8 protein-coding genes are annotated in these 13904 nt (G+C 65.2%); 5 read left to right on the forward strand and 3 right to left on the reverse strand.

What is annotated here, in order from left to right:
* Positions 1 to 7: 7 nt before the first annotated feature.
* Positions 8 to 2392 carry a poly-beta-1,6 N-acetyl-D-glucosamine export porin PgaA gene (gene pgaA, locus PM1_RS21165; RefSeq protein WP_161788532.1) on the reverse strand — a complete coding sequence of 795 codons (2385 nt, stop codon included), beginning with the start codon at positions 2390 to 2392 and terminating at the stop codon, positions 8 to 10.
* A gap of 911 nt (positions 2393 to 3303) precedes the next feature.
* Between pgaA and PM1_RS21170 the strand changes: the two genes are divergently transcribed.
* From PM1_RS21170 to PM1_RS21190, 5 genes are all read left to right on the forward strand, one after another.
* Positions 3304 to 3894, forward strand: a complete 591-nt coding sequence (locus tag PM1_RS21170; RefSeq protein WP_009621272.1) for a fimbrial protein — start codon at positions 3304 to 3306, stop codon at positions 3892 to 3894.
* Positions 3895 to 3943: 49 nt separating this feature from the next.
* Complete coding sequence (locus tag PM1_RS21175; protein WP_009621270.1) at positions 3944 to 4663, forward strand: fimbrial biogenesis chaperone; 720 nt, start codon at positions 3944 to 3946, stop codon at positions 4661 to 4663.
* 158 nt (positions 4664 to 4821) lie between these two features.
* Positions 4822 to 7305 carry a fimbria/pilus outer membrane usher protein gene (locus tag PM1_RS21180; protein ID WP_009621268.1) on the forward strand — a complete coding sequence of 828 codons (2484 nt, stop codon included), beginning with the start codon at positions 4822 to 4824 and terminating at the stop codon, positions 7303 to 7305.
* On the forward strand, positions 7302 to 8288 hold the full coding sequence (locus PM1_RS21185) for a fimbrial protein (RefSeq protein WP_009621267.1): 987 nt from the start codon (positions 7302 to 7304) through the stop codon (positions 8286 to 8288). Before PM1_RS21180 ends, PM1_RS21185 begins: the two co-directional genes overlap by 4 nt.
* Positions 8289 to 8407: 119 nt before the next feature.
* Positions 8408 to 9403, forward strand: coding sequence for a fimbrial protein (locus tag PM1_RS21190; RefSeq protein ID WP_009621266.1), 996 nt, complete (start codon positions 8408 to 8410; stop codon positions 9401 to 9403).
* Between the two features lie 42 nt (positions 9404 to 9445).
* Here the strand turns inward: PM1_RS21190 and PM1_RS21195 are convergent, their stop codons facing one another.
* Together PM1_RS21195 and PM1_RS21200 are read right to left on the reverse strand one after the other, a co-directional pair.
* Positions 9446 to 10600, reverse strand: coding sequence for an EAL domain-containing protein (locus PM1_RS21195; protein WP_009621265.1), 1155 nt, complete (start codon positions 10598 to 10600; stop codon positions 9446 to 9448).
* A gap of 130 nt (positions 10601 to 10730) precedes the next feature.
* Positions 10731 to 13892 (reverse strand): ATP-binding protein, encoded by a 3162-nt coding sequence (locus PM1_RS21200; protein ID WP_024128776.1) that lies wholly within the window; start codon positions 13890 to 13892, stop codon positions 10731 to 10733.
* Positions 13893 to 13904: the final 12 nt, after the last annotated feature.

Raw genomic sequence — 13904 nt, forward strand, 5'->3', positions numbered from 1 at the left:
TCGGGTCCTAGAAGCGGTAGCTGAGGTCGAAGACCAGGCGGTAGTCCAGTTCGCGGTCGCCGTCGTAGGGGCGGCTGACGGCGGACAGGTTGAAGCCTGCGTCGAAGCGGTCGTCCAGGCTCAGGCGCTGGCCGTAGCCGAGCAGGCCGACGGCGCCGGTGCCGTGGTGCTGCTGGCTGTAGCTGCCGGCGCCGAGCTGGCCCTGCTGGGTCCAGCGCGTCTGGTAGCGGCGGTAGAGGGTGTGCTCCAGGTTCAGGCTGGGCAGCAGCAGCAAGTCCGACTTCGGGTTGAAATAGGGGACGTCCTCCGACTTGCTGTTGCGGCTGCCGGAAACCTCCAGGCCGAGGTCCGCCACCAGGTAGGGCGAGCTATGGACACGTTGGCTGCCGGTGAGGGCGAGTTCGTGGCGCATGTTGCCGTCGCTGAAGTGCGAGGGTGAATAGGCCAGGCGCCATTCGCGCTGCTCGTTCTGGCGCCAGCGCAGGTAGCCGTCCAGGCGGTCGGAGCGGATGCCGCTGTTGAGCGCCCGCAGCGGCGTCTCGCGGGACAGGCGCGCGGCGCTCCAGCCGTACTGCCATTGGTCATCGATGTCGTGGACGCCAGACAGCCGCAGGCCCAGCTTGTCGCCGTCGCCGTAATCGTTGTGCGACACCTCCGCCTCCAGCGTGGTGTTACGCCCGCTCCATTCGCTGCCGACGCGCTGCCAGCGGTAATGCCCGGTGCCTTCCTCGAAATCGCCGGTGGCGTAGCCGGCGCCGCCGAACAGCCGCCAGTGGTCGGCGATGGGCGGGCTGTAGAGCACGCTGTCGAAGCCCAGGTCGCGGCTGCCGTTGACCTCGCCGCCGTTGGCATGACCGCCGTAGGCGCTGATGCGCAGCTCGGCCATGTGGTGGACCTGGCGCAGGTAGTCCAGGCGCTGGGCCTGCAACTGTTCGGGGAAGCGCTGGATGACGTCGTCGGCCAGCAGGTCCAGCTGCCGCCATTCCTGCAGCTCGCGCGCCACCATGCCCTGCTCGGTTTCCAGGGCCACGCCGCGCGGGTCGGTGCTTTCGGCTATCTTCAGCTGGTCTTCGGCGCGCCGCGGCCAGCCGCGGGACAGGTAGGTGCTGGCCAGACCGGTGCGCAGCCGCGAGTTGTCCGGCGCGCTTTCCACCAGGCTTTCGTAGTCCTGCTGCGCCGCCGGCAGGTCGTTGCGGTACAGCCGGCCGTTGGCCTGCAGCAGGCGGGCCTCCAGCCAGTCGTCGTTGGGCAGGGCCACCCCCATGCCCGGCGGATGCAGCCGCATCGGTTGCTGCGCCACCAGGCCATCGCTCAGGACAGGCACCTCGTCGAGTCGTTCGCTTTCCACCAGGGCGTAGAACAGCCCCTGGTGGTCGTCCATCCAGTCGCTGTCCTTGTCGTTCTCGCTGGCGATCACCTGGCGGTAGAGTTCCGCGGCCCGCTCCGGCTGGCGCTGGTACAGGCTGGCGCCGGCGACCCAGCGCAGGGCGTAGGGCGGCAGTTGCACGCCCTCGGCATGCAGCCGCTCGTATTCCTCGACCACCTCGGCCATGCGCGCCCGGGCATAGAGGCCGCCCAGGCGGTCGATGCGCACCCGGCGCACTTCCTGCGCCGCGGCCGGGTCACCGGCCCATTGCGCGAGGGACTGGTCGGCCAGGGCGATGGCCCGGTCGGCGACCACGAAGCGCTCGCTGTCGCGCAGGGGCGACACTTCCGCCAGGCGCACCAGCTCGGCGACGCGGTCGGCCTGCAGGCTGCGCTGCTGCGCCGCCGACAGCACGCCGGGGTGGCGCTCGCCGAAGGCCAGCGCCTGGCGCGGCAGGCCGGCGGCCTGCAAGGCATCGACGTATTCGCTGAGCACACGGCTTTGCTGCGGGGCCAGTTGGCGGGCCTGGTCCACCTGGAACAGCGCCGCATAGGGCTCGCCCATCTGCTGGTGGACATAGGCCAGGGCCAGGCGCCGCTCGGCATCGCGCGGCGCGGCGGCGACCAGGGCCGCGGCCTTCTGCAGCGCCTCGGCGCCACGCCCGGCATCCACCAGGGTCATCGCCTGCCCTTGCAGCAGAACCTGATCGCCGGGGTAGGCGGCCAGGCCGCGACGGTAGGCCTCCAATGCCTGGGGCCAGCGCTTGAGGTTGCGATAGGCCCGCGCCACCGAGGCCCAGGCGCCGCTGGACAACCGCGCCTGAGGATGGCGCTGGTAGGTCTGCAGCACCTCCTCGTCCAGCCCCGCCCAGCCGGCGATGATCAGGTGATCGTCGAGGCGCGCGGGGTCGTCGGGGGTCTGCCGCAGGCGCTGCAAGGCCGGCTGGTAATTGCCGGCGCGGGCCTCGCGTACCAGTTGGTCGTAATCCTCGGCGGCCTGGGCCCAGGCGCTGCCGAGCAGCAGCACGGCCAGGCACCCGCCAAGGGACAGCCCTCGCGGGAGCGGCCGTGAAGCAAGGAAGGACAAGGAAGTTTTGGACAGCACGAAGCAATCATCCCTAACTGCATGGAAGCCGCGCGAAAGCCGACACTCTGTCGATAACTGACGCAGCCGCCGCATGCCGGTTTATTGACATTGAGACGAGAAGAAAAGCTTTCCGTCAGAATTTAGTCAACTGCCGTTCGCGAAAAAACGCTGACGTCCTACGACGAACCACTCATCTCGGCCAAGAAGAAGACAATAAATTGACGAATACAGCCAAAACCTGGCAGCGCGATTTTTTGACGGAGGTGCGCTACGACTTCACAAGAGAGGCCATTCGGGGGCCTTAATACCGATAAATATCGACATTTATTCTTGTTTATCGGGAAACCCGTCGATGGATGGCCAATAGCCATTGACCATAGTCGGTTCTTCTGAAGGATCGAAAATAAAAGTAACAAGATATTTCAGAACTACCTCCTGTCCGGAAAAGGATCCTGTGGGTGGAAGGAGGAAGGCAGGGTGATGGGGAAAGTGTCGGTATCAGGCTCCCTCGACGTCGCGCCATTCTTCTGAACGCTGTCGATGGGGACAGTGAGAATAACGGCGTTATTTTCTCGGCATATTCATGATTATGTTGCCGTATTAAATATACGGCCCTTCTTTTGAACTCCAGCCACTTCCTCCGAATAGTTTTCAAGTCTTGCCCAGCAAAATATTCACGCACCCATTACCCCATATATTTCGCAGGTGCCCCCATCAGAACAAGAAAGTTCTCGGTTGATCCCTGGCGAGTGTCTGGTATTTAAGGAGCATAGCCCCCGATATTCTTTGCCGCGGCTCAAGATGAGCCGTACTTGAAGCATTCAAGCTCTTATCTAAGGGATATCGGTCCAATGAAACCTTTCAAACTCCTGCTGCTGACTTCCGCCACCTGCCTGATGGCGAACCATGCACTGGCCGCCGACGGCGTCATCAATTTCACCGGTGAAATCACTGCCGCTTCCTGCGTCGCTTCGGGGGGCGCCGGCGCTTCCGTCAGCGGTAGCAAAGGCAATCAGGTCATCGACGTGAACCTCGGCAAGGTCAGCATGGACGCCCTGGGCGGTTCCGCCGAAGCGGGCCTGGCCGCCGGCACCGCGATCAACCTGAACCTGGACTGCGGCAACACCGCCGCTGGCCTGAGCACCGTCAAGTTCGGCTTCGACCCGCTGTCCGGCTCGGGCGTCGACCCGAAGAACAACAGCCTGCTGAAGACCACCGGCACCGCCAGCGGCGTGGGCATCGGCATGTTCGACTCGGACAGCCACCTGATCAACCTGTCCGCCAACGAAACCTACGTCGCCCCGCTGATCAAGACCGGAGAAGGCCAGGACGCCCAGTACAGCGCAACGCTGAACATGCGTGCCTCCTACGTGGCCAACGGCAACCAGCTCCAGCCCGGCACCGCCAACGGCACCCTGCCCTTCACCCTGACCTACGAGTAAGCCGCCGAACGGGAGCGCCCAGCGCTCCCGTCACCCTGCGAGTCGAACGATGAAACCCAGGTTCCTGTTTCGCACCAGCCTGTTGCTGGCGCTTTGCTCCCTTTCCGGCCTGTGCCTGGCCGCCATCCAGGTCGGCGGCACGCGGGTCGTATTCCCCGCGACCGACCATGAAGCCTCCATCCAGGTGCGCAACGAAGGCACCGAGGACATCATGATCCAATCCTGGATCGAAGCCGCGCCGGGCCAGTCGGAAAGCGACCTGCCCTTCGCCATCACTCCGTCGCTGGCACGCCTGGGCCACAAGAAGCAGCAGATGCTGCGCATCTTCTACCAGGGCAAGGGCCTGCCGGAGGATCGCGAATCCGTGGTCTGGCTCAGCGTCCAGGAGATTCCCCAGGTCTCCAGGACCGAGAACAGCCTGCAGGTCGCCTTCCGCCAGCGCCTGAAAATCTTCTACCGGCCGAAGGGGCTGCCGGGCACGGCCGACGAGGCGGCGAACAAGCTGAGCTGGAAGGTCCTGGAAACTGCCGACGGGCTGGTGCTGCAGGCCGCCAATGATTCGGCCTTCCATGTTTCATTCGGCCAGGTGAAGGTCATTGCCGGGCAGAAGGAATATCCGGTCCAAGCCGCGATGATAAGTCCGCAGAGTAGCGAAAAGATGAAGATCGAAGGTCTTCCGAAAACGTTTAGAGATAGCGCGGAAGTTCACTGGGAATCCATAAATGATTATGGCGCCCTGATAAAACACAAGGCTGCGATTCAACTCTGACGCGTTTTTGAATCCTCTCCACACACTCCTCATGTACTTCATGGGATATCGCGCCCATAGGGCTTCCTGCGCAGAGAAACACTGTTCCGGCAGGACGCCCACTCCTTTCGAGAAAGATGAAAAACATCAGGAAGAAACCGAGCAGAAAGGACGCCAGGATGCGTTTCAACAAAGGATTCCCTTACTTGGCCGCCGTCAGCCTGCTGGGTGCGACTTCGGTATCCGCCACGCAATTCAACCCAATGTTCCTCAAGGACAAGGGTGCCCAGGTCGATCTGCGTTTCTTCGAGAAAAGCAACGGCATGCTGCCGGGGACCTACAGCGTCGACCTCTATCTGAACCAGCGTCTGGAGCGCCGCCAGGACATCGCCTTCAAGACCGACGAGAAGGCCGAAAAAGACGATGCGCAACCGGTCCTGAGTCTCGGCCTGCTGCGCGAGATCGGTGTGGACGTGGAGCGCCTGAAGAAGGAAGGCATCGTTCCCATTGATAGCGGCGACGCCGAACCGGTCGCCCTGCTGCGCATCGAGGGGGCGTCCGTCGAAATGGACGTCTCGAAACTGGCGCTGTATCTCAGCGTGCCCCAGGCCTATATCAAGCGCCACTCGCGCGGCTACGTCGACCCGTCGCTGTGGGACGACGGCGTGGCCGCGTTCTTCAGCAACTACCAGTTGAACTTCAACCGCAACAGCGGCGACGGCAGGCGCAGCGACTATGGCTACCTGGGGCTGCGCAACGGCTTCAACCTCGGCCAGTGGCACCTGCGCAACGAGTCGTCGATCAGCCAGAGCACCGGCGTATCACGCAACTTCTCCAGCAATCGCACCTACCTGGAGCACGACGTCACCGCCCTCAAGGGCCGCTTCGCCATCGGCCAGCTGTACACCAGTGGCGACATCTTCGACAGCAGCCGCTTCCGCGGCGTCCAGCTCGGCTCGGACGTCGGCATGCTGCCCGACAACGAGGCCGGCTATGCGCCGGTGGTGCGTGGCATCGCCGAAAGCCACGCGACCGTGGAAGTGCGCCAGAACGGCTACGTGATCTATTCCACCAGCGTGTCCCCGGGCGCCTTCGAGATCCGCGACATCTACCCCGGCGGCTCCAACGGCGACCTGGAAATCACCGTCATCGAATCCGACGGGCGCAAGCGCAAATTCACCCAGGCCTATTCCTACCTGCCGGTGATGGTCCGCCGCGGCACCTTCCAGTACAGCCTGTCGCTGGGCAAGTACGACAACGACGGCTCGGAATCGCCGCAACTGATGCAGGGCACGGCGGTCTACGGCGCGACCGACAACCTGACCACCTACGGCGGCATGCTCGGCGCCGACGGCTACACGGCATTCAACTTCGGCCTGGGGCTCAACACCCCCCTGGGCGGGACCTCGCTGGACGTGACCAACAGCCGCTCGCGGCCCGACCGCGGCAAGGCCACCAGTGGCCAGAGCGCGCGTTTCCTCTACTCCAAGACGCTCAACAGCACCAACACCACCTTCACCATGGTCGGCTACCGCTATTCGACAGTGGGCTACCGCACCCTGAGCGAACACATCCAGGAAATGGGCGAGGTCGACCACCAGAGCTTCGCCAGGGGCCGCCCGAAAAACCGCCTCGATCTCAACATCAACCAGACGCTGGGCGGCTACGGTTCGCTCTTCCTCAGCGCCGGCGAAACCAACTACTGGGACCGCAGCGGCAACACGCGGCGCCTGCAACTGGGCTACAGCGGCAACCTCGGCGAGGTCAGCTACAGCATTTCCGCCTCGCATACCCGGAGTGCGGGCGGCTGGGCCGACACGGACAATCAGTTGTCCTTCTCGGTGAGCATTCCCTTCGGCTCAACGCGCTCGCAACGCCTCTACAGCAGCTACACGAGTAGCAGCCGCGGCGACGACAGCCTGCAGGCCGGCGTTTCCGGCTACCTCGACGACGCCAACACCCTGTCCTACTCGGCCCAGACCGGGCGGTACGGCAGCGAGCACTCGGGCAGCGTCGGCCTGGCCTGGGACGCGCCCTCGGCCAAGCTCGCCGGCAACTATTCGAAGTCCGACGACTCGCGCCACCTGGACCTCACCGCCTCCGGCTCCATGGTGGCCCATAGCGGTGGCGTGACCTTCAGCCAGCCCGTGGGCGAGACCTTCGCGCTGGTGGAAGTGCCCGGGGTGAAAGGCGTGGGCATCGGCGGCTCGACCGCGCGCACGGATGGCGCCGGCTACACCGTGGAAGGCTACGTGCAGCCCTACCGCTACAACTACCTGGACCTCGACACCCAGACTCTGGGCGTCGACGTGGACGTCGACGAGACCTCGCAACGCGTGGTGCCACGCCGTGGCGCGGTGGTGAAGGCACGTTTCGCCGCCGCCTCCGGCCGCCGCGTACAACTCGACCTGAGCCTGGCCGACGGTAGCAAATTACCCTTCGGCGCCCAGGTGTCCGACGCCAGCGGCAAGCTGCTGGCGGTGGTCGACAACCAGTCCCGCGCCCTGGTGTTCGGCCTCGAGGACCAGGGCCGGCTGACCGTCAGTTGGGCCGATGGCAGTTGCTCGGCGCCCTACGAACTGCCGAGCAGGGACGCATCCCTGACCTACGACCAGGTGCAACTCGTCTGCGGCGTTCCATCCAGCGACGGAACAAATCCGTGAAGAAACTCGCTCTCCTTCCCTTGATCATCCTGGGCGCGGCAGGCATCGATACAGCCCACGCCGCCGACCTCTGTTACTGGTACCCCAACATGAATGACCAGCAGACTCGTATCGAGAACGCTAGGCTGCCCGCCTCAACGCGTCTGTATGAGGCAGCTATCGGCAAGTCGATGGCGGTTATCGATGTATCTATCACGCCCCTCATCGGCGATATAGAGAAAGTCAAATGTGCCATGAGCGTTCCTCGTGTCCGCTGGCAATATTCGGACGACGGGAAAGGGACCAACGTAGGACTCTACGATAATGTGCATAAGACCAACTTGCCCGGAGTGGGTATTCATATCGCTTGGGAGCGGGGGCTGTCTGGGAGCGGTGAATACGAGAACTCACCGACTTCAACAGTCTCTCTCTCGAGGACGGCCAGGCTCGTGTTGGTCCGTACCGCTCGTGAGGTGGCGGGAGGCAACCTCCAGCTGAACCACTGGGTGAAGTTCGTGGTGAACGGCTGGACTGCCGCGGAAGTTGGGCTCGTCGGCCAGATCAACCTGATCAACAATGGCTACTTTTCCGGCTGCACGGGCGTCAAGATGCTCGATCTCCCCATGGGGCGGGTTATGGCCAGCGAGCTGGGCCAGCAGGAGGCGGCCCAGAACTTCAACCTCGACGTATTGTGCAGTGGCTTGCCTGCCGGCTCGAAGCTACCGGTCAAGGTCTATTTCGAAGGCAGCTCGGATGGCCCTGGCCGCCTGAACCTGACGCCGGGCGGCGCCAAGGGCGTGGAGATTGCGCTGACCACCGACAACCCTGGCGTGAAGCTGCCTTTCACCAAGGCTGACGCGTTGGGCATGAAGTGGATCCGCAGCGAACCCAAGGGCGAGCTCTTCCGCCTGCCGATCAGGGCGCAATACGTACGCAAGGGAAAGGAGCCGGTCGGGGGAGGCAAGGCCAACGCCGTGCTCAATTACATTCTCGAATACAACTGAAACGCCTGCGCCGGGCCATGTCCTGCGCCTCTTCCGCCTACTCAGGCAGCAAGGAATCCAAACCGAGCCCCCTCCCCTGGGTTGCCTTGCCCATCCGTCCAACGAAAGAAGATGCCCCCATGAAGATGTCCATTCTTGCGCTCCTCCTGACAGCCCTGGCCGCCGCAAGCATCGGCACAGCCCACGCCCTTCCCATGTGTGGCTGGCCCCGAGACCCCCAGTTCCGCCAAACCAAGACCGAGTTGCCGCCTAGCCTAATAGACCTGGACAATGTACCAATCGGTCAGCCGATGGCCACCGTCATCCTGTTTGTCTATCAGGACAACCTGGGACAGGGGCTTGGTACAAGTTGGCCCTATTGCTCCTCCTTAGTGGACTACGTCTATTGGCGCTTCACGCCAACGAATGCCTCTCTGGCGCCAGGCTACTCGGATGTGTACACGACCAACGTGCCCGGGCTGGGCGTTCGGTATTTTCTGCACCCCTACAGGATGACAAGCGGGGAATATGGGAACTATCGCGGGGCGCACGTCCCGATCCCGCCCACGATCGACATCGAGCTCATCCGTACCGGGCAGAAGGTAGCGACCGGCGATAACATCTACCTGACCTACCCCTCGCTGGGGCTCTACGTAAACGACGAGTATATCCTGGAGATCAGGACCCCCCTCACGTCGCAACTGGCCAGCCGCGGCTCCTTTTCCAGCTGCGTGGGCAGCAAATTTCTCAGCATTCCCTTAGGGCGGGTAACGGCGGACAGGCTGGGCCAGCAGGAGGCCTCCCGCGACTTCGACATCGACGTACTCTGCACGGGCGTGCCGGCGGGCTCGCAGTTGCCGGTCAAGGTCTATTTCGACGGCAACTCGGACGGCCCCGGCCGTCTCAACCTGACGCCGGGCGGCGCCAAGGGCGTGGAGATCGCGCTGACCACCGACTGGGGCCTGAAGCTGCCCTTCGCCAAGGCCAGCGCGCTGAACATGAGCTGGATCAGGACCGAAGCCACGGGCGAGCGCTACCGCCTGCCGGTCAAAGCGCAATACGTGCGCAAGGGCGCGGATCCAGTCACTCCAGGCATGGCCAATGCCGTGCTCAACTACATTCTCGAATACGACTGATCCTCCTGCGCAGGGCCACGTCCCTGCGCCTGTTCATCGATCTCAGGCGGCGAAGCCCGCGCCCTGCAACTTCAGCCAGCTTTCCAGAAGATCCGCCCTCAAGGGTTCGGCGCGCAGGTAACCCTGGCCGGTGCGCACGCCCATTTCCACCAGGCAATGACGCTGCGCCTCGGTCTCGATGCCCTCCACCACCAGTTGCATGCCCAGCTCGCCGGCCAGCGCCAGCACGTGACGGGCCACGCTGCGGTAGTGCTCGCTGTCGGCGATCTGCCGGGTGAACTCGGCGGCCAGCTTGATCTCGTCGAAGGGCAACTGGCACAGGCGCAGCAGCGAGGAATGCTGGGTGCCGAAGTCGTCGATGGACAGCCGCACGCCCAGCAGGCTGAGCTGGATGAGGTTTTCCACGCAGGTCGCACCAGCGCTGGCCGGGCCGTCTTCGGTGATCTCGAAGGTCAGTTGCGACAGCGGCAGGGGATGCTGCCGCAGGCGCTCGACCAGGCGCTGGATCAGCGCGGCGTCGCTCGCCTGGCCCAGGCTGAGGTTGAAGGCGAACGCCAGGTCGTGGCCCTGGCGATGCAGCTCGAGCTGGCAGGCCAGGCCCTGTTCCAGCAGGTCGAACAGCAGATCGTCGAGCAACCCCTCGCGGCTCATCAGGGGGATGAAGCTGGCCGGCGCGAGCAGGCCACGGAAAGGATGCTGCCAGCGCGCCAGGACTTCCACCGCCCGCACCGCGCCGCTGCGCAGGTCGAACTTCGGCTGCACGTAGGCCTGGAACTCCCGATGCCAGAGCCCCAGGCGCAGGTCCTCGGCGCTGGGCGGTTCGGCAACGACATCGGCATCCAGCATGCCCAGCGCCGGCGAATAGTCGGCCAGCCGATCGATCAGCGGAATCCCCCGCAGTTGCGCCCAGTGGCGCATGCCACGCTCGATGGCCGGGTTGCCGGCGAGCAGCAGCAGCGAGCGGAACTTGCGCCCGCGCCGCGCCTGCTGGAGGAAGGCCAGTCGCTCCGGATTCGGCTGCGCCTCGCACAGGGCGACGTCGACCGGGCCGAACTGCTGCAGCAATGCCCGGGCGTGCTGGCAGTCCCTGGCGCTGAGGATGAGCGCGTTGGGGCATTCCCGGCGCAATTGCGAGGCGTAGGCGCGGCGGCTGGTTTCGCTGCTCAGCAGCAGGGCGCTCAGTGAGTGCTGGGGCATGACGGCTGGAACCTCGCTTCGAATCACCCGGAAAGCTTATGCGAGCGGTCTTCCGCACCCTCACAGACGCATCGGGGGTTCGACCGGGGCTCTTCCCGAGTCGGAACGAGACTTTTCCCGCCCGCGGGATTCAGCTCGTGCGCAACGCGCGATCGATCTCGCCCAGGGTTTCCAGCAGCGCGGTTATCGCCTCGCGCAGGTCGTCGGACAGCACGTTGGCGGCGCACAGGTCCTCGACCTCCACGCACTGTTCCAGCAGCTTCTGATGGTTCAGCAGGTAGGCAGTGCCCTTGAGCTTGTGGGCGATGCGCCTGATGGCCGGCAGGTCGCCGCCATCCAGCGCGTGGCCCATGGCCGCGCGCTCGCTTTCGTTGCTGCGCACCACCTGTTCGGCCATGGCCGCACGGATGCCGTCCATGCGCGACGGCATGCCCGCGGGTTGCGGCTGGCCTGCGCCGAACTTGGGAATCAGGCGGTTGAGCCCGGCCAGGTTGATCGGCTTGGCCAGCGCATGGTCCATGCCCGAGGCGCGGCAACGCTCCAGTTCCTCGCGCTGGGCGTCGGCGGTGAGGCCGATGACCAGGCAGGGACGCATCCCCTGCCCCTCTTCCAGGCGGCGGATGGCGCGGGTCATCTCGTGGCCGTCCATCTCCGGCATGTTGCAGTCGGTGATGACGATGTCGACTTCATGCTCGCGCCACGCGGCCAGCCCTTCCAGGCCGTTGCTGGCGGTCAGCGCCCGGTGGCCGAGGTAGCTGACCTGCTGGTACAGCAGGTACTGGCTGGGCAGGTGGTCCTCGACGATCAGCACCGTCAGCGGCCCCTCGGCGCCCTGCCCCGCCTCTTCGCCTTCGGTGGCCCTGGGCTGGGCAGGCTCGGCGATCACCCGGTCCAGGCTGACGCTGAAGGTCATCCTCGTACCGACGCCCACTTCGCTGCGCACGTCCAGGGTGCCGCCCATCAGCAGGCACAGCGACTGGCTGATCGCCAGGCCGAGGCCGGCGCCGGCGTTGGGGTCGTTCACCGCGCCATCGGCCACGAAGAACGGCTTGAACACCTGGTCCAGCTGCGCCGCGGGAATCCCCGCACCGCTATCGACGACCTCGATCACGAAGCGCAGCGCCGCCCCAGCCGGCGCTACCGTGCAACGGACGTCGACGCCGCCTCGTTCGGTGAACTTGATGGCGTTGCTCACCAGGTTGGAAAGGATCTGCTTGACCTTCAACCCGTCGACCCACACCAGTTCGGCGGCCAGCGGGTCGATGTCCAGGCTCAGGCGCAGCTGTTTCTGCCGCGCCAGGGCCGAGAACACGTTGCCCACCGACTCCAGCAGGTCCTTCATCCGCGCAGGCTCCGGCACCAGCGCCAGCTTGCCCGACTCGATGCGCGAGATGTCCAGGATGTCGCCGATCAACGCCAGCAGACCGATGGCCGACTCGTAGGCGATGTGCACCGACTGCGCATTCAGTTCGGCGTCGTCCCTGCGCGTCAGCACCAGCTCCAGCATGCCGATGATGGCGTTGAGCGGTGTGCGGATTTCATGGCTCATGGTGGCGAGGAACACCGACTTGGCGCGGCTGGCCTTTTCCGCCGACTCCTTGGCCCGCCGCAGTTCGTCCAGCAGTAACTGGCGTTGCTCCAGGTCGCGGCGCTTGCGGCGGATGCGCCCGCGCTGGACGAGGATCAGCAGAGCCGCCACCAGCAGCAGCACGCCGAGCACCTCGAAGGAGCGCTGGATGTACGAGGCCACGCCTTCCCAGTACTTGTCGTCGGTGGCCGAGTTGGCGCGCCAGCGGCCGACGATCTGCAGGTACTGGCGGGGCGTGATTTCCAGCATCGCCTTGTCGAGGATCGAGATCAGCTGTGGCTGCCCATTGGGCGCGGCGAACACGATCTGCGCCCCGGGGCCGTCGAAGATGCCGCCGATCTTCAGGCTGGTCTCGTATTTGTAGGACAGGTAGTAGCGCGCCACGTTGGCCGGCGCCAGCACGATGTCGGCGCTGCCGTCGCGCACCAGCTTGAAGGCCTCGCCCATGGTCTCGGTCTGCTTGAACGCCAGGTGCGGATAGTGGCTGGCAAGCATTTCCGGCAGCAGGTAGCCCCTGGCGATGGCCACCGTCGCCCGGCTGCCGGCATCCAGCGCGCCCTGGCCGGCATCCTGGCGCATCACGAACAGGTAGGGCGCGGTGGCGAAGGGCTGGGTATGCAGGTACGGCGGCTGGCGCGGGGTGATTTCCGGCAGGATGCTTAGGCTCGCTTCGCCACGGTCCAGCAAGGCGTCGGCCTCGCTCAGCGAGCTGACGCGGACGATCTTGAAGCGCATGCCGGTCTTGCGCCGGATGATGTCCAGCACATCCGAGGCGATGCCGTTGAAACGCCCGCGGCTGTTGAAGAAGGCGTAGGGCGCCAGGTCCTCGCTGACGGCCAGTTGCACGGTGTCGGCGCGCTCCAGCCAGGCCCGCTCCGACTCGCTCAGGCGGCTGCGGAAATCGTTGAGTTCGCAACCCTCGAGGTCGCCCCAGAGGTACTGCGCGTTGACGGTCTGGCAGCGCGTGAGGCCGCCGAGGGCACGCTGGAAGATACCCTGCAGCAGCGTATTCCCCGGCTCCAGGGCAAAGCCCACCGCCAGTTCGGGCAGTTGCGCGCTCTGGTTGATCGCCAACTGGTTGCTGAACAGCTGGCTGGACAGGTAGTGGGTGGACAGCGTGTCGCCCAGGAAGACGTCGGCATCGCCGGTGAGCACCGCGGCCATGGCCACCAGCGCCGAGGGATAGCGCTGGATGATGCCGCGTCCGCCGGCGGCGCGGTACATGTCCAGCATGACGTCGTTGGCCACGGCGATGCGCGTCTTGCCATCGGTGGTGCTGTATTCGCGCAGGTCGCCGCCCTCGGCGAACAGCGCCAGTTCGGTCAGCGCGTAGGGCGGCGTCAGCACCAGCCCACGGTGCTGCGCCATCAGCGGGGTGACGTTGCTGACCAGGTCGATGCTCCCGGCCTGCAGCGCGTCGTACATCGCGTCGCGGCTGTGAAACGGGCGCACCCGGATCGGCACGCCCAGCTCGCGCTGCAGGGCCACCAGGTAGTCGGCCATGATCCCTTCCAGTCCCTGCCGCTCGACGAAGATGCGCAGCGGCGGCAAGGGGTCGTGGAGCACGCCGACCACCAGCGTCTTCCTCTGCGCGAGCCAGCCGCGCTCCTGCTCGGTGAGCCGCACCTTCAGCTCATCCAGCGACTGCCGCGCGATGGGCGTGAGGTCCTGCGCCCAGGCCCCGCCCGTGACGCCGCAGAGCACGAGCGATAGCCA

It is taken from the genome of Pseudomonas sp. M1 (assembly GCF_022760135.1).
Lineage (GTDB): Bacteria > Pseudomonadota > Gammaproteobacteria > Pseudomonadales > Pseudomonadaceae > Pseudomonas > Pseudomonas citronellolis.